Raw genomic sequence first — 16,441 nt, forward strand, 5'->3', positions numbered from 1 at the left:
AGGGACCGCTCACCGCGACACTGCGGTCTCTCCGCACCGGAACGTTGGGCGCGACTTGACGGCCCTAGTGTGAAAGTGGTTGGTTACTCACATGGAGACAAGGACACGGCAGCGTTCCACCGCTGACGAGCGCCGGGCCACGGTCATGCGCACGGCGATAAAGACGTTCGCCGAGCGCGGGTACTACGGGACCTCGACGATGGACGTGGCCAAGGCCGCCGGCATCTCGCAGGGCTACCTGTACCGGTTGTTCAAGGACAAGGAGACGCTGTTCGCGGCCCTGGTCGACTTCTGTTCGGCCCGTCTGCGGGAGGGTGCCGCCGCGGCGGCCGCATCGGTGGAGTCCACCGATCCGGAAGCGGTCCTCAAGGCTCTGACGGCCTCCTACGACGAGATCATCACCGACCGGGACGTGCTCATGATTCTCATGCATGCCCAGTGCAGCGCGAGCGAGCCCGTCATCGGCGAGGCGGTCCGCGCCTGTTACGCCAAGCAGGTCGAGTACGTCCGCGCCGTCTCCGGCGCCTCCGACGAGCAGATCCGCCGCTACTTCGCCGACGGCCTGCTCAGCAACGTCCTGGTGGCGATCGACGCCCTCACCATCGACGCACCCTGGGCGCGCACTCTGCGCGCCTAGCGGCAGCACCCCCTGCCGGGCCGCTCCGGGCGGCCCCTCTCTTTCGTCCTGAAAGTAAGCGGTCAACCGCTTAATTAATCGCTCAGAGAGAGTCCACCTCATGTCATCCCCTTCCCAGCGCCGCGGCACCGGGCTTCTGCTGGCCCTGCTGGCGTTCGCCCAGTTCATCAGCGCCATCGACTACAACATCGTCTACGTCGCGCTCCCCGAGATCGGCCGCGAGGTCGGCTTCGACGCGCAGAACCTGCAGTGGGTGGTCAGCGGCTACGCGGTCGCGTTCGGCGGCTTCCTGCTGCTGGGCGGCCGTGCCGCCGACCTGCTCGGCCACCGTCGCATGTTCACCACCGCCCTGAGCCTGTACGGCCTGGCCTCGCTGGCCGGTGGCCTGATAAGTGAGCCCGGGCTGCTCGTGGCCGCCCGCGCGGTGCAGGGTCTGGGCGGTGCGCTGCTGCTGCCCGCCACGCTCTCCCTGATCGCCACCACCTTCCAGGAGGGCGCCGCACGCAACAGGGCGCTCGCGATCTGGGGCGGTGCCGGCGCCGTCGGTCTCGCGCTCGGCTCCCTGCTGGGCGGCATCCTGACCAACTACCTCGGCTGGGAGTCCGTCTTCTTCGTCAACGTCCCCCTCGCCCTGGGCGCCGCAGCAGCGGCCTTCTCGGTCATTCCCAAGGACGCGCCGCGTGAGCGGGGCCGCACCTTCGACCTGACCGGCGCACTGACCGCCACCATCGGCTTCAGCGCTCTCGTCTTCGGCATCGTCCAGGGCCCCGCGGCTGGCTGGGGCTCCGCCGAGACCCTCGTCGCCCTCCTCGGCGGCGCACTGTTCATCGGCCTGTTCCTGATCGTCGAGTCCCGCACCGCCCACCCGCTGATGCCGCTGCGGCTGTTCGGCAACCGCAGCCTGGTCGCCGCGATGGGGATCACCTTCGTCTTCATGGGCACCTTCGGCGCCCAGTACTACTTCTTCACCGTCTACCTGCAGAACGTGCTCCACTACAGCGCCCTGACCACCGGCCTGGCGTTCCTGCCCTCGGCACTGGTGGGCATGGTCGGCACCAAGCTGAGCGAGAAGCTGCTCGGCAAGGTCGGCCCCCGCACGACGATCATCACCGGTCTGCTCGTGGGCGCCGCCGGCATGGCCGTCCTGGCGCTGGGCATGTCCCCGAACGGCGGCTACCCGGCCCTGCTGCCCGGCGTGATCCTGCTCAGCCTCGGCCAGGGCCTCGCCTGGACCGCGATGTTCGTCGCGGCCACCAGCGGAGTCGACGCCTCCCACCAGGGCATCGCCTCGGCCATGGCCTCCACCACTCAGCAGATCGGCTCCGCCGTCGGCCTGGCGATCCTGGTTGCCGTCGCCAACTCCGGCGTCCACACCAGCACCGGCGCGGCGCTCGTCCCCGGCCTGCGCACCGCGGGGTTCACCGCCGGTGCCCTCACCCTCCTCGGTGTGGCCATCGCCCTGACCCTGCGCCGGCCCGGCACCACCCCGCCGGCCCCCACCGCGACGAAGACCACGCAGCGCTCGGAAGCCGGCATCTCCGCCTGAACCCCCTGAGCGGAGAACACGCAGACCCCCTCGGCGGGGCGGCCGACCCGCCCCGCCGAGGGGGTCACCCACAGTTGACGCTCCCCACTCCCACTGCAGGAGCAGGACGATGAAGGTGACTGCAACACCTGTGACGACCTGGGCCTGGCCGCATGACCGGCGGCGCGTCGCTCCGGATGCCTTCATGGCAAGAGGACACGCGCCAGGACGACGTCGGCTTCCATGACGGGGCTGGGCCGGTCACCCGGCCCAGCCCGTGCCGGTCTATGCGCCGGTGGGCGCTGCTGTCGGCTTGCCCAGCTTCCGCAGGTCGAGCGCGAGGAGCGCGGCGATGCCGATGACGGGCAGACAGGTCATCTGGATCGCGGCCGCCACGCCCCAGCCGTAGGCGCTCTGCAGCGCGGCGAAGGCATAGCCGGACACCGAGGCGGGAAGGTAAGTCGCCGCGAGGAAGACCCCGCTCGCGCGGCCGACCGCCCCGGGCGAGACACTGCGCTGGACCAGGGCGTACAGGTTGACTATCAGCACCCCGCTGGCCAGCGTGCCGTAGCCGATCGACAGCAGCGCCTGTCCGACGGGCGCCGTGTGCACGTTGAACAGCAGCCAGCCCAGGGCCATGTTCGCGCCCGTCGCGATGATCAGCACCCAACGGGGGTTGAACCGGTCCCCGAGCCAGCCGGCCGGAATACCCGGCATCGAGCCGATCGCGAACATCCCGGCGACCAGTCCCACATCCGTCGTGCTGAACCCCGACTCGGTCTTGAGGTAGGTGGGATACAGGCCGAGGAAGCTGTAGCCGCAGAAGCCCACCACGGCCGAGGCGACGGCACAGGCGACCACATTGCGGTTCATCAGTCTTTCCGGGGTTGCGGTTCCGCGTCGGGATGCTCAGGCGGAAGGAGACGGAGGCGGTCCTTCGCCATGGCCGCGACTTGTTCGTCACCGAGCTCGCCGGCCAGAGTGAGCGACCGCCGGGCTCCGGGGACGTCTTCGCGCCGTAGGCGTATCTCGCCGTGGATGAGATGGGCAGGCGCCAGGAAGTCCCCTTGTCCGGCTTCGAGGACCGGAAGCAGGGCCTGCTCCGCGTCGTCCAGGTCACCGCGGCGGAGCAGCAGTTGAGCGAGGTGGACGGACGCGGCAAGAGACTCGACCGGGTGATGCGCACGGATGACCTGCCGGAAGACGTCCTCGGCGCCCTCCGTCCTGCCGTCCTCCATGGCCATGCGGGCGAGTTCGTTGGCCGCTCTCGGAGAATGGTCGCGGTGCCCGGCAGTGATGACCACCCGGAGACACTCGTCTGCTCCCGCCATGTCCCCCAACTGCCGGAGCACGTAGGAGAGATTGATGCCGCTCTGGCCGGCGAGGTCCGCGTCGTCGGCGTGCACGGCCCGGCGGTAGGCGTCCCGGGCAGCGGTCAGATCGCCCCGCCTGCGCAGCAACTGCCCCAGGTTGAAGGCTGCGATCGCGGCCCTGGGCGGGTCCCCCATGTCCATGACCTGACGGAACTGCTCCTCCGCGAACGCGACGTCACCGCTCTCCAACCGCAGGCTCGCGAGTTCCAGAACCACGGACCATGGGCTGTCGACGACCACGGTCGTTGTCTCGTGCGGTGGTTGGTTCTTGGGGTGCCGACGTCTTCTCCACAGCGCCATTCAGCCTCCCGGTAGGTGCTCGCTCACAGTCGGCCACCCGAAGACCGACGTCAAGCCCATGAGGCCGCTGCCCGCTCCCAACGGATGGGTGGGACTGGCAAGTTGGGCGGTCGGCGCCTTGAACGGGTCCCTGGCGTGCCCTGCCGGCGGTGAAGATCGAGCTCGTCCCTGCGAGGAGAAGGCTTCGGCTAGGCTGAACGCCTCGAACGCATGAGTGAGTAGCAACGGGGGTTGCCTTATGCCTGATCGTGTCGGCTTGTCTCGCGTCGAAAGACCCTTGAGCTGGTCGAGCGGAAACCGACATGGCTTCTGACTTCTCCCGGCTGATGAAACAGGACTTCTCCGACCTGGAAGCGGCGGCGAGGGCCTGGCGCGCACTGTCGACCACCATGGACTCCCTCACGGACCGCCACCGCCGGCAGGTGACGGGACCACTGCACCAGTCCTGGAAGGGCGACGACGCCGACGCGGCCCTCTTCTATCTGGAGGACGTCGAATCGCGGATCGGTGTGGTCGAGACGGAGGCCATGGCCATCGCCGAGGTCATCGATACCACACGGTTCTGGATGGAGCAGTCCCAGACCGACCTGCGCAATGCGGTGCGGCGGGCGGAGGAGGATAACTTCGAGGTCGACGGCGACGGCTGGGTCAGTGATCCGACAACCACGGACCTGCCGCGTCAGGACCCCGACGCGCGGCAGATCATCGCCGGCCGCAGCGCCCTGCTCGGGGAGCACCGCGCGGCCATCGACGAGGCCCTGACCGCCGCGCACAAGGCCAGCAACGACGGCGCGAAGGCCCTCGGGGAGCTGAACGGCGACATCCTCACCGACCCGCTCAGTCATGACGCGGCAGCGGAATCCGCCCAGGACGTCAAGAACGCGATGAAGGCGGTGGGTGTCCAGGCCCCGCAGATCCCCGAGGGCGACCCGAAGGCCGCCGCCGAATGGTGGAAGGCCCTCAGCCCCGAGGAGCGCCAGGCCTACAGCACGCTCTATCCGAAGGAGATCGGCGCGACCGACGGTCTGCCGTCGGATGTACGCGACGACGCCAACCGTACGGCCCTCGCCCAGGAGCTCAATCTGGTCCAGGAGGGCAACTGGGACGAAGGATTCCCTGGCGAGAGCGACGAAAGCGTCAACAGACGCCTGCACAACCTCCAGGTGCTCAACGACCAGCTCGAAGCCGCGGACGGCGCGCCCAAGGGTAAGGAGCTGTACCTCCTCGGCTACGACTCGAAGGACGACGGACGGGCGATCATAGCCATGGGCAACCCGGACACCGCCGACAATGTCGGTGTCCAAGTGCCGGGCACGGGAACCACGATGGACTCCACACGTGGGCAACTGGAGCGCGTCAGCAAGCTGCAGGACTCGGCTGGGGAAGCAGATCCTACGGCGGATACCGCAATGGTGTACTGGTTGGGATACGACGCCCCCGAGATTCCGATCAGCGAGGCCAACAACCTCGATGTCGCCGGCCCCGGCCGAGCCGAAGACGGTGCCCAGGACCTGAGGGACTTCACCCACGGCCTACGTGCCTCCCATGAAGGCGAGAGGGCAAACCTCACTGTGCTGGGCCACAGCTACGGATCCACCGCTGTAGGTGCGGCAGCAGCCGGAGACGACGGTTTGGACGCGGACAATATCGCTGTTGTCGGCAGCCCCGGCATGACCGTGGACAGAGCTGACGACCTCAATATCGACCCGAGCCATGTCTATGTGGGTCTGGCTGAAGACGACCCGATCAGAGATGCTCAAGACCTGAGCCTGGGCCATAACGTGACGTCCGCCTACTTCGGCGCTACACGATTCGAAACCGACACCAGCGGCCACAGCGGCTACTGGGATGAAAACAGCGACGGCATGAGCGAAGGCCTGGCGAACCAAGGCCGGATCATCGCCGGCCGTCAGCCGAGCGCATACGATCCTCCGCCCTCGATGCCGGCTCAACCACCCGGACACCTGTGATCAGGCCCGCTAGGCAAAAGCGAGAACGATGCTCCGCAAGAACACCCTCATAGCCGCCCTGGCAGTCACCACCACTCTCTTCACCGGAGCCTGCATGTCCCGGCAGACCGACGACATCAACAAACCCCTCCCTCGCAAGAGCAGGGCAGAATCTCTGGCGTGGGCCAAGGAGTACACGTCGACCATGGCGCGATACGCCGACGTCGAGATCTCCGGTGATCCCGCGCCGAGGAAGCGCTTCGACGCCTGCGTAGGCCAGAAGGACGAAGTGGCCGAGGACGGGCGGTACACGCTCACCTATACCAGCTATGCAAAGCTCCCCGAAGAGCAGCACATCCCCGCCATCCGCAAGCTTCGCAAAGCGCTCGAGCAGCACGGGGTCCGCATCACCAGCCACACCGAGCGCCCGACGACGCCTGAAGCCATCATGTACGGCAGAAGCGACAGCGAGGGCTACTCGCTCATCGCGGACTCGGTAAACCCTCCCGGCACTCTCCGGCTCTCCGTCTCCACCCCTTGTTTCCTCCCCCCGGGAGCCGAGCAGCAGCAATTCTGAGCTGAGCTTGCTCCTCATCGGCGGACACCCTTGATGCTGCTCCCCGTGCGGGGTCACTCCTTGGGGTGTCTCTGACAGGTGCCTTACGCGTCTCCGGTTCTCTGTGGCGCGGCTTTCGGCCGCGCCCCGGCTGCTCACTCCGCCGTCGCGTTCCCGGACAGGCGGACCTCCTCGTTGTCGAGGGCGGCCTGCAGCCGGCGCAGTACGGTGTCGTCGATGCGGCGTTCGTCGCGCAGACGGACGACGGTGGCGCGTTTGTGGGCGATGAGGGCCAGGCGCAGCGCGATGTAGTCCTGGTGCTGGAGCAGGGCCGGGTCGTCGTCGGCGCCCGCGCTCCTGGCCCGTACGGTCGCCAGTTGCGCCTCGTACTCCTGGCGCAGCCATTCGACGATCTTCGGTCCGGTGCCCAGGTCGGCGGCGAGTTGCGGCATCGCCTTGATCGCCTCTTCCACGGCGGTGGACTCGGCGAGGTTCTGCTCCTCGTCGACCGACGTGTCGGGGGGCAGTTTCGCCCAGCGCACCACCGCGGGCAGCGCGAGTCCCTGCGTCACCAGCGTCACGAGGATGACGCCGGAGGTGACGAAGACGATGAAGCCGCGGTCGGGGAACGGCTCGCCCGAGTCGAGCGTCTGCGGTACCGACAGTGCCACCGCGAGGGAGACCGCACCCCGGAACCCGGCCAGCCCGCTGACCACGCGGGCCCGGTCACTGACGCGGAGGAGGCGCTGCTGGGGGCGGTGGTCGAGCATGCGGATCAGGTAGGCGGAAGCGAACAGGAACGCGAAGCGCACGACGACGAGCACCACGCAGACGACTCCTGCCGCGATCAACGCCTCCTTGAGGTCGGAGCGGCTGAGGCTGCGCACGGCGTACTGCAGTTCCACCCCCACCAGGACGAACAGCGCCCCGTTGATGAGGAAGGTGGCCAGCGGCCAGAACGCCAGTGCCTGCGTGCGGTGTTCGGCCCGGATGATGCGCGGGGCGACCTGGCTCATGATGAGGCCGCTGATGACCACCGCGAGCACGCCGGAGGCTCCGACCAGTTCGGCGAGCAGGTACGCGGTGAAGGGCGCCAGGATCATGACCAGGTTGCCCAGCAGGGGGTCGTCCAGGCGGCGCCGCAGGTTCATGTTGACCCACGCGACAGCCGCTCCGACCACGGCGCCGCCGCCGTAGGCGAGCAGGAAGAGTCCGCCGACGCGTGGAATGCTCAGGTGTTCCTCGCCGACCGTGATGCCGACGGCGAGACCGTAGACGACCAGGGCCGTGCCGTCGTTGACGAGACTCTCCGCGCGCAGCACGGTGACCTGACGGCGCGGCAGGGCCTGGGCCAGGACGCCGACCGCGGTGGCGTCCGTGGGCGCCACGGCCGCGCCGAGCACCCAGGCGGGCCCCCACGGAAGACCGAGGGCGTGCCCGGCCGCGGCGACGGCCCAGGCCGTGAGAATGACGAGGGCGGTGCTCAGCAGCGCGATGCCGCGCAGGTTGGTGCGTATCTCCCGCAGGGAGGTGGTCAGGCTCTCCCAGTACAGCAGCACCGGCAGGAAGAGCAGCAGCACGACCTCCGGCGGCAGCTGTGCCTGCCGCACCGCCGGGACGAACCCCAGGGCGGCACCCGTCCCGAGCAGGACGACGGGCGGGGCTGTGCCGAGGCGTTGTCCCACGGCGTTGCCCACCAGCACGCCACACCCAGGACCACGACGAGTTCAAGACCGGGCAAGGGGGGTTTCTCCTGCGGGAGGGACGGACGTTCGGGCGGGTTCAGCCCCTCGGGACGAGCTTGAGGGTCGTGTCCCGCGAGGCCACCATCGGGTTGACGTAACCGGCGCCGTAACGGCTGTACTTGGTGCGGTAGGCGGCGTCGATGCGGTCGTTGACGTCGGCGTCGGTGACCTCGACGAAGCTGACGTCCCTGTCGACGCCGCCGGAGCGGATGTGGCCGGCGCGGCTCGCCCGGGCCGCGCGGTACCAGGAGCCGGCGCTGCCCCGGTAGGAGCGGACGTAGAGGTCGTCGCCGTAGCGGACGACCCAGATCGGCACCGGTTTGCGTGGCGTTCCGTCGCTGCGCAGGGGCGCCATCTCCAGTTCGTCGGCGTGCTCGATGCGGTCGAGTTCGTCGTTCGTCCAGGTCGTCATCGGCACGTCTCCTTCATGGTGGGGTGCGGGGTGCTGTGAGCGACACCGCCGAATTGGCGGCCGGCCGCGGCCGTACGACGGGGCGTCGGGCCCTTGCGGGCATGAGCGCGACGGGGGAACGGGCTCACGCCCACGAGGGGCTGGGTGGGGTGGGCGCAGTGTCAGGGCTTGAGCAGGGTCTTGATGGCGCGGCGCTCGTCCATCGCCCTGTAGCCCTCGGCGACCTGCTCCAGGGGCAGGGTGAGGTCGAAGACCTTGCCGGGGTCGATGCGGCCGTTCAGGACGCGGTCGATCAAATCGGGCAGGTAGCCGCGCACGGGAGCCGGGCCGCCGCGCAGGCCGACGTGGGAGAAGAACAGCTCCTGACCGTCGATCGCCACACCGTGCGGGACGCCGACGAAGCCGACATTGCCGCCGGGCCGGGTGGAGTACAGCGCCTGCCGCATCGACTGCTCGGTACCGACGCACTCCAGCACGCTGTCGGCGCCTACGCCGTCCGTGAGCTCCTTGACGCGGGCGATGCCTTCCTCACCGCGCTCGGTCACGATGTCGGTCGCGCCGAACTCCAGGGCGAGCTGCTGCCGGCTCTCGTGCCGGCTCATCGCGATGATCCGCTCGGCGCCGAGTTCCTTGGCGGCGATGACACCGCACAGGCCGACCGCGCCGTCACCGACGACCACGGCGGTGGCGCCGGGCCTGACCTCGGCGGCCTTGGCGGCGTACCAGCCGGTGCCCATGACGTCGGACAGCGTCAGCAGACCGGGCCAGAACTCCTCGGCCGGTTGCTCGGCGGTGGCGACGAGGGTGCCCTGGGCCTGCGGGATGCGGACGTACTCGGCCTGGCAGGTGCTCATGAACTCCCGGTGCACACAGTTGGACTGATAGCCCGCCAGACAGTTCGGACAGGTGTTGTCGGAGGTGGCGAAGGAGCCGATGACGAACTGTCCCGGCTTGACGGAGGTGACGTCGCTACCGACCTCCTCGACGATGCCGACGTATTCGTGGCCCATCGGGTGGGGATCCTCCACGGGCTCCACTCCGCGGTAGGCCCACAGGTCCGAGCCGCACACACAGGTGACGACGGTACGGATGATCGCGTCGGTCGGCTGGATGATTTCCGGCTCCGGAACGTCCTCCAGCCGGATGTCGCCGGGGGCGTGAATGACAGTTGCTCGCATGAGTCTTTTCCCTGGTCTGTTCTCTCGGAGGGGGTTGGGGGTCGGTCGCGGGACGACCACCCGCCGGAGACGGTGCGGTTCCGCCGTCATCCGCTGCGTGCGCGGCACCGCGAGTCAGCGGCGTGCGCACACCGCCGAAATACGGAAGCCCGGAACAGGGAATACCGACTGCCGAGGCCGTATAAAAGCAATCCCACCCCGTAGGGCGAATGTGATCCGTCGATGCGAAGCCGTCACCGGCCTCGTCCTCGACTCCGTCACCGTCCGCAGGGCGCCCTGAGGAGAATTCCATCCCGGGCGCGGCGTATCCAGGGATAAAACTGTCCTACCCTGCGGGCCGGCGGGCGGTGGCAGACTGTCGGGCATGGCCAGCAGTGCGCACCTGAACGAGCTGGGTGAATTCCTCAAGGCCCGCCGGGCCGAACTCGGCCCCCGTGCGGTCGGGCTGCCGGACACCGACGGGCGGCGGCGCGTGGCCGGCCTGCGCCGGGAAGAAGTGGCCGTGCTGGCCGCCATCAGCACCGACTACTACACCCGTCTGGAGCAGGGCCGCATCACCCCGTCCGCGTCCGTGCTGTCCGCGCTCGTCCGCGTGCTGCAGCTGAGCGACGACCAGCGGGACTACCTGTTCGAGCTGGCCGGGAGGGAGGTCGGCCGACCGCGGCGCAGGGCTTCGCAGAAGGTGCTGCCACAGTTGCTCACGGTGATGAACGAGCTCAGTGCGACCCCGGGGATGATCCTTGGCCGGTACCTGGACATCCTCGCGTGGAACCCGATGGCCGCGGCTTTGTTCGGCACCGATTTCACGAAGATCCCGGAGCGGCAGCGCAACTACATCCGGCAGCTCTTCACCGACCCGGCCATGAAGTCGCTGTACGCGGACTGGGAGAACTCCGCCCGCAACGCCGTGGCCGTACTGCGCCGACGGGCCGCCGCCCGTCCCGACGACCCGGGACTGGCCGCCCTCGTCGGCGAGCTGTCGGTGCAGGACGACCAGTTCCGCCAGTGGTGGGGAGGCCGCCAGGTGGCACCCCGCACCGGCGGCATCAAGGTGTTCGACCATCCGATCGCCGGCGAACTCACCCTCGACTGGGACGCCCTCACCTGTGAGGCCGACCCCGACCAGCAGCTCATCATCTGGATCGCCGAACCCGGTTCCCATTCCTACGAGGGGCTGCGCTTCCTCTCCTCCTGGGCGGGGGCCCGGCAGGAGCGGCCGGCGTCCGACACCATCAACTGACGGCCGCGGATTTCTTCTGCAGGGGCTGCGCAAGGCCCGGGAACACCTGAAAAAACCGCATGGATTCCCGGTCCGAACGAAATTCCGTGCAGAGCGGCGTGCCACTCGGGGTGCCACCCGGCGAGGGGTGAATCCTTCCTGCCTTCGGCACCCGCATTCCGAGCAACGCTTCAAGGTGCGACTCGCACATTCCTTTTCGAGAAGCAATACCCCATGTCCTCCAGCCCCCGGCCCCGCCGTCGTCGCATTCCACTCGGGATACCGCCACGGCGTGCCCGCCCCTTCATCGAGGTTCTTCGTGCCGGATGCCGCGCAGCCGAACGAGTGTGGCGTCCAGGTCGGCCGGACGGGGCCGGTTGTGCGGCAGCTTGGCGAGCAGGGCCGCCATTCCGCAGGTGTCGGTCAGCGCTGACAGGACCAGGCCGCCGGCGATTGCGGCGGACAGCGACTGGAAGGCCGGGTGGACGACCAGGCCCAGCAGAAGGCCCAGCAGTACGACCGAACCGGCGGTGAACCGGACCTGGCGTTCCATGCTCCAGGTCGCCCTCGTGGCTCCCTCGGGGCGCTGAAGGTCATGGCCCTGGGCCGACCAGGCGGTCGTGCCACCGGCGAGGGTGGCGGCGGTGACGCCGCTCTCGGCGAGGATGCGGCAGGCGTTCTCCGAGCGGCTGCCGGAGGCGCAGACGGCGAGGATGTCGCCGTGCTCGGCGGCGGTTCGGATGTCGGACACGACCCGGTCGAGCTGGTCCAGCGGGATGTTGAGTGCGCCGGGCAGGTGGCCGCCCGCGTACTCGCCAGGGGTGCGGACGTCGATGACGGTCAGCTCGTGGAGGCGGGAGCGGGCCTGGCGGGGGTCGAGGGTGGTGGGGATGGTCATGGGAGATGTCTTCCTGGTCGGTCGGCGTTGCCCGCAGTGGGCAGGCTGTGTACTTCACCGGACATGGACGTGAGTGATCGGGAGCGGGGACCGAGGGCCTGGGGGCCTGATGCGTTCCGGGGGCCGGCGCGGCGGACACGCTCCCGGTGGGGGCAGGACCGGGTCTCCGGTGGAGCCGGCCCTCTCGCTCGCACGCTCATGCGAGTACGTCGACGAGCATGGAGGCGGCCACCGCGAGCAGGACGCAGGCGAAGACCTTCTGCAATGTCTCGCCCTCGAGCTTCTTCGACAGGCGTTTGCCGTCCCAGGCCCCCAGGACCGCCGCCCCGGTGAAGGGCGTGATCAGGGCCCAGTCCAGGTGCAGTCCGGTACCGGCGCGGGCGACGAGGGCGGCCAGCGAGTTGATGGTGATCACCAGCAGGCTGGTACCCACGGCGGCGCGCATGGCCAGGCCGAGGACGCCCACCAGAGCGGGTACGGCGAGGAAGCCGCCGCCCACACCCAGGAACCCCGTCACCGCTCCCAGCCCGGCTCCGGCAGCGCCCGCCTTTCCCGGGCGGACCCGGCCGGAGGGCTCCCTGAGCCCTGGGCGCAGCATCCGCAGGGCCGCCAGGGCGGCCACGACGGCGAATGCCGCGGTGAGCATGGACTGCGGCAGGTGGTCGGCGGCCGCCCCGGCGAGCATCGCGGGGGCGATGCCGGCGGCGGCGAACAGCAGCCCGGTACGCCAGGCCACGTTGCCGTCCCTGGCGTGCCCGGTCAGGGCCGCGGCCGAGGTGGAGGTGACGATGATCAGGCTCGCCGTGGTCGCTTCCGCCGGCGTGAAGCCGAGCAGGTAGATCAGGGCAGGCACCGCCAGAACACTGCCGCCACCACCGAGGCCGCCCAGGGCGAGGCCCACGACGGCACCTGCGAAGAGCGCGAGAACCAGGCCGGTCATGCTATGGAGCCGCTGTTCCCGTGTTCGTCGACGACCGGATGCCCGGAGGCGGCCCACACCTGCATGCCGCCCTCGACGTCGACGGCGTCGGCGCCCCGCGCGGTCAGCAGGGCGACGGCCTGCTGCGAGCGACGACCGCTGCGGCACATCACCACCAGCGGCCGGCCCCGGGCCGGGGCCGGCAGCGCTGCCCCTGCGATCAGCCGGGACAACGGAACGTGCAGGGCACCGGGCGCATGCCCCGCGTTCCACTCGGGCTGCTCCCGCACATCCAGCAGGACGGCCCGGGCATCGTCGCCGCCGGTGCATCGCAGGGCCTCGTCGACAGTGACGCGGTCTTCACCACGCCGGAAAGCGGCCATCACACAACCTCTCAAAAGCTCGTGGGGAAAGGGGTGCCCGGCTCAGCCGGTGACCAGGGTCAGTCCCGCCTCGGCGGCCGCGTCGAAGCCGTCGTCCACGGCCACCACGTCACGGCCCGCGGCATCGAGCAGCGAGGCCGCGATCCCGGCCCGCATGCCGCCGGCGCAGTGCACCCACACCGTGCCGGTCGGCACCTCACCCAACCGCTTGTGCAGTTGGTGAACCGGAATGTGCACGGAACCCTCGATGTACCCGGCGGCCCGTTCCGAGGCCCGTCGCACGTCGAGTACGACGACGCCGTCCGTGCCCCGCCCGGCCAGCCCGGCGAACGTGGATCGCGGGAAGGAGACAGGCCGGCTGCCCTCCGGCACCCACCGGTCGGGTGTGCCGGTGGCGGCGGCCGCTGGGCGGTCGATGCCGACGCGGACCAACTCGCGCTGAGCGGCCGCCAGTTGCTCCGGGGACTCGGCCAGCAGCGTGACCGGCTTGCCCCACGGGATCAACCAGGCCAGGTACGTGGCGATGTTGCCGTCCGCCTCGAAGTTGAACGAGCCGGCGACATGTCCGGCGGCGAACGCGATGCGGCTGCGCAGATCGACCACCCACTCACCGGCCGACAGCCGGGAGGCGATCTCCTCGGCGTCCGCGAGGGCCGGTGGGGTCAGGTCCACCGGGGCAGGCCCGGCGGCGTTGGCCGGCCCCATGTGCGTGTAGTAGGCGGGGACGTCGTCGAGTTCGGCCAGCAGGCGGGTGACGAAGGAGTCCACGTCCGTGGTGAGCGCCGCGTTCACGGCCTTCTCCTCACCGATCGTGGTCGCGTCTCCCTCGCTCTGCGCCGAGGAGCAGAAGCTGCCGAAGCCGTGTGTGGGCAGCACGGGCGTCTCGTCCGGCAGCTCGGCCGCCAGGCGGTGCGCCGAGGCGTGCTGGGCGCGCGCCAGTTGCTCGGTCAGACGGGGTTCGACCAGGTCCGGCCGGCCCACGGTGCCGATCAGCAGGGAGCCGCCGGTGAACGCGGCTGCCGGCCGGCCGTTCTCCTCGAGCACGTAGGCGGTGTGGTGCGGCGTGTGCCCGGGGGTGGCGATCGCTCGCAACGTGAGCCCGGTGTCGATGTCCGTGACGTCGCCGTCGGCCACCGGCACGTGGGCGAACGCCACGTGCGCTCCCGCCGGTACGAGGTAGGCGGCACCCGTCACCCGGGCCAGCTCGGGACCGCCGGTGACGTAGTCGTTGTGGACGTGGGTCTCCACCACGTGTGATATCCGCACTCCGCGCCGGGCGGCGGCCGTCACAACCTGGTCGATGTCCCGCGGGGGGTCCACCGCCACGGCTGTGTGCCTGCCGCCGACCAGGTAGCTGCGGTTGCCCAGCCCCTTCAGCTCGATGGTGTCGATGAAGAACATCGGGTACTCCCTTCCTGAAAATTACCCCCGGGGGTATGCGGGTCACCGTACACGATACCCCGGGGGGTATGCGAGGAAGGTATGAGGAGTCGGTCGCCGACGCCGATCGGCTCGGCGCTGTCGTGAAGTCGAGGCGGCTGCGGGCGGGCCGCTGTGGTGCGTGACCGTGGCGGCGGAAGTCCGGGGGTGCATACGGGTCAACCGAGGCGCATCGTCGCCGTCTCCGGCCGCGAGCCCCCGGTAAGATACCCACAGGGGTATATCGGGAGGAGTCGGGTCGTGGAACTGGGCATGGCGGCGGACGAGCTGAAGGCGGTGGTCAACCGGCTGCGCCGGGCGCAGGGGCAGATCGCCGGGGTGATCAAGATGATCGAGGAGGGGCGGGACTGCGAGGACGTGGTCACGCAGCTGGCCGCGGCCTCCCGCGCTCTGGACAAGGCGGGCTTCGCGGTCATCGCCACCGGGCTCCAGCGCTGCCTCACGGACTCCGAGGTGGCCGGCGACGGAGACCGGGAGCAGATGCGCGCCCGGCTGGAGAAGCTCTTCCTGTCGCTTGCGTGAGCCGGCTCCATGCGCCGACTCGGTCCTGCCGCGCAGGCGCCGGTCCGGTCGACCGGCACACTTCCGGGCCGGGAGGCACCAGGTACCCGACGGTTTCCCGCTCGGGCCGGCGAGACGGTCGGGCAGAACACGGGGCACGCCGCGGCCCCCTACGCCCGCGCCGATGCCGACGCAGGTGAGGCGCAGAGCGCGGCGGCTCGGCCCGCCGTACCCGGTCATGTCGCAGATCTCGATGAGGACGCCGTCCTCGGGGAGGCCCCGGCCGACGGCACCGGGTGGTGAGCGTCAACCGTCCGGGGCGTGAGCGGGCGAGCTCGTCGTGGGGCCCGTACGGTGAACAGGGCGCGGCCGGCGCACGAACGGCACTGTCCGCGCCGGCCGGGAGGCGGGCGCGGACAGCACTGTGTCACAGACGACCGGTCGGACGACCGGTCACCAGGTGTCCCGGGCCCCCCGTCCGCCCCGCCGCGTGGTCATGCCACGGGGCGCTTGACCGACGCGAGATGGGCGAACACCACCACGTTGGCCTCGTAGTCGTGCGCGCTGCGGTTGTAGTCGCCGCCGCAGGTGATCAGCCGGAGCTGAGGGGTCGGGGCGTCGGCGTACACCCGGTTGTCCGGGAAGCCGGCCTTGCTGAAGGTCTCGACCGAGTCGACCTTGAACCTGGCGACGGTGCCGTCCGCGCGGGTGATGTCCACCTTGCTGCCCGGTTTGAGGGTGCGCAGCAGTACGAACACCGCCGGGCCGGTCTTGGTGTCCACATGCCCCACCACGATCGACGTGCCCCGCTCGCCCGGCGAGGCGCCGCCCCGGTACCAGCCCACCAGGTTGGTGTTGTTCCCGGGCGGCGGGTTCAAGTGCCCTGAGGCCCCCAGGGTGAGTTCCGTGAACGGCGCGTCCACCCCGATCTGCGGAATCTCGATCCGCTTCGGCGCCGACCGCGGCAGCCCCTGCTTCTGAGGACTCGCCGTCGCGTCCTGCCCCGGAACCACCGGGGTGACGGCCGCCGGCGGGGCGGCGTCCACGGGCGGAGCGGCGTCCACGGGAGGGTCCAGATTCGCGGGTGAGACGGCGACCGCGGGCGGAGCCGCCGGCTTGGGGTCCGCGGGGGTGCCGGTCAGTGAGTTGTGGATGAGCAGAACGCCCAGCCCCACGGCCGCGGCCGGCCACAGCAGTGCTCGGCCGGCGGTACGGCGGGGCGCGGGTCCGCTGCGCGTCCGATCCGGTGGGGTGGGCTGCGAGGGGGCCATCGGACAATGCCTCTTCATCGACGGGGGCGAGGGTCTGACTTCAGGGGCCGGCAGCGGCCGGCACAAGCGCCGCAGCCGCGGACGCCGTCACCCCTTCCAGGGCGACAGCGGCCGCGACCGCGCTGCAATCGGCGA

Annotated in this window: 16 protein-coding genes; 6 read left to right on the plus strand and 10 right to left on the minus strand. The window is 70.0% G+C overall.

Annotated features, from left to right (window positions below; all coding sequences use genetic code 11):
- Positions 1–91: 91 nt before the first annotated feature.
- Positions 92–637: a TetR/AcrR family transcriptional regulator gene (locus tag C3488_RS10965; protein WP_103839178.1), complete on the plus strand. Its 546-nt coding sequence runs from the start codon at positions 92–94 to the stop codon at positions 635–637.
- Positions 638–737: 100 nt separating this feature from the next.
- Entirely contained in the window at positions 738–2,183 is a 1,446-nt protein-coding gene (locus tag C3488_RS10970; RefSeq protein WP_103839179.1) for an MFS transporter, read from the plus strand.
- A gap of 264 nt (positions 2,184–2,447) precedes the next feature.
- On the opposite strand, the gene C3488_RS10975 is transcribed toward C3488_RS10970, so the two are convergent.
- Positions 2,448–3,035 carry an MFS transporter gene (locus C3488_RS10975; protein WP_103839180.1) on the minus strand — a complete coding sequence of 196 codons (588 nt, stop codon included), beginning with the start codon at positions 3,033–3,035 and terminating at the stop codon, positions 2,448–2,450.
- A complete protein-coding gene (locus tag C3488_RS10980; RefSeq protein ID WP_181138964.1) occupies positions 3,035–3,751 on the minus strand; it encodes a lipopolysaccharide assembly protein LapB in 717 nt (238 codons plus the stop codon). The genes C3488_RS10975 and C3488_RS10980 overlap by 1 nt, the downstream gene beginning before the upstream one ends.
- A 386-nt stretch (positions 3,752–4,137) precedes the next feature.
- Between C3488_RS10980 and C3488_RS10985 the strand changes: the two genes are divergently transcribed.
- Positions 4,138–5,805, plus strand: a complete 1,668-nt coding sequence (locus tag C3488_RS10985) for an alpha/beta hydrolase (protein ID WP_103839182.1) — start codon at positions 4,138–4,140, stop codon at positions 5,803–5,805.
- A gap of 28 nt (positions 5,806–5,833) precedes the next feature.
- The gene (locus C3488_RS10990) at positions 5,834–6,361 is read left to right on the plus strand and encodes a hypothetical protein (protein WP_146067852.1); all 528 of its coding nucleotides are present in this window, start codon (positions 5,834–5,836) and stop codon (positions 6,359–6,361) included.
- 134 nt (positions 6,362–6,495) lie between these two features.
- Here the strand turns inward: C3488_RS10990 and C3488_RS10995 are convergent, their stop codons facing one another.
- The 3 genes from C3488_RS10995 to C3488_RS11005 all read right to left on the minus strand — a co-directional run bounded on the left by C3488_RS10995 (position 6,496) and on the right by C3488_RS11005 (position 9,675).
- On the minus strand, positions 6,496–8,043 hold the full coding sequence (locus C3488_RS10995; RefSeq protein ID WP_258053369.1) for a Na+/H+ antiporter: 1,548 nt from the start codon (positions 8,041–8,043) through the stop codon (positions 6,496–6,498).
- Positions 8,044–8,122: 79 nt separating this feature from the next.
- Complete coding sequence (locus tag C3488_RS11000) at positions 8,123–8,497, minus strand: DUF2255 family protein (RefSeq protein ID WP_103839184.1); 375 nt, start codon at positions 8,495–8,497, stop codon at positions 8,123–8,125.
- Positions 8,498–8,658: 161 nt separating this feature from the next.
- On the minus strand, positions 8,659–9,675 hold the full coding sequence (locus tag C3488_RS11005) for a zinc-dependent alcohol dehydrogenase family protein (RefSeq protein WP_103839185.1): 1,017 nt from the start codon (positions 9,673–9,675) through the stop codon (positions 8,659–8,661).
- 364 nt (positions 9,676–10,039) lie between these two features.
- On the opposite strand from C3488_RS11005, the gene C3488_RS11010 reads away from it, so the two are divergent.
- The gene (locus C3488_RS11010; protein WP_103839186.1) at positions 10,040–10,915 is read left to right on the plus strand and encodes a helix-turn-helix domain-containing protein; all 876 of its coding nucleotides are present in this window, start codon (positions 10,040–10,042) and stop codon (positions 10,913–10,915) included.
- Between the two features lie 283 nt (positions 10,916–11,198).
- On the opposite strand, the gene C3488_RS11015 is transcribed toward C3488_RS11010, so the two are convergent.
- The 4 genes from C3488_RS11015 to C3488_RS11030 all read right to left on the minus strand — a co-directional run bounded on the left by C3488_RS11015 (position 11,199) and on the right by C3488_RS11030 (position 14,495).
- Positions 11,199–11,792, minus strand: a complete 594-nt coding sequence (locus tag C3488_RS11015) for a rhodanese-like domain-containing protein (RefSeq protein ID WP_103839187.1) — start codon at positions 11,790–11,792, stop codon at positions 11,199–11,201.
- Between the two features lie 196 nt (positions 11,793–11,988).
- Positions 11,989–12,732 (minus strand): sulfite exporter TauE/SafE family protein, encoded by a 744-nt coding sequence (locus tag C3488_RS11020; protein WP_103839188.1) that lies wholly within the window; start codon positions 12,730–12,732, stop codon positions 11,989–11,991.
- Positions 12,729–13,094 carry a rhodanese-like domain-containing protein gene (locus C3488_RS11025; RefSeq protein ID WP_181138965.1) on the minus strand — a complete coding sequence of 122 codons (366 nt, stop codon included), beginning with the start codon at positions 13,092–13,094 and terminating at the stop codon, positions 12,729–12,731. Before C3488_RS11025 ends, C3488_RS11020 begins: the two co-directional genes overlap by 4 nt.
- 42 nt (positions 13,095–13,136) lie before the next feature.
- The gene (locus tag C3488_RS11030; RefSeq protein ID WP_103839190.1) at positions 13,137–14,495 is read right to left on the minus strand and encodes an MBL fold metallo-hydrolase; all 1,359 of its coding nucleotides are present in this window, start codon (positions 14,493–14,495) and stop codon (positions 13,137–13,139) included.
- Between the two features lie 279 nt (positions 14,496–14,774).
- On the opposite strand from C3488_RS11030, the gene C3488_RS11035 reads away from it, so the two are divergent.
- Positions 14,775–15,056: a metal-sensitive transcriptional regulator gene (locus tag C3488_RS11035; protein ID WP_103839191.1), complete on the plus strand. Its 282-nt coding sequence runs from the start codon at positions 14,775–14,777 to the stop codon at positions 15,054–15,056.
- A gap of 473 nt (positions 15,057–15,529) precedes the next feature.
- Here C3488_RS11035 and C3488_RS11040 read toward each other — a convergent pair whose 3' ends face one another.
- The gene (locus C3488_RS11040; RefSeq protein ID WP_103839192.1) at positions 15,530–16,306 is read right to left on the minus strand and encodes a class F sortase; all 777 of its coding nucleotides are present in this window, start codon (positions 16,304–16,306) and stop codon (positions 15,530–15,532) included.
- Between the last annotated feature and the right edge of the window lie 135 nt (positions 16,307–16,441).

Origin of the sequence: Streptomyces sp. Ru72 (assembly GCF_002920635.1) — a bacterium.
GTDB lineage: Bacteria > Actinomycetota > Actinomycetes > Streptomycetales > Streptomycetaceae > Streptomyces.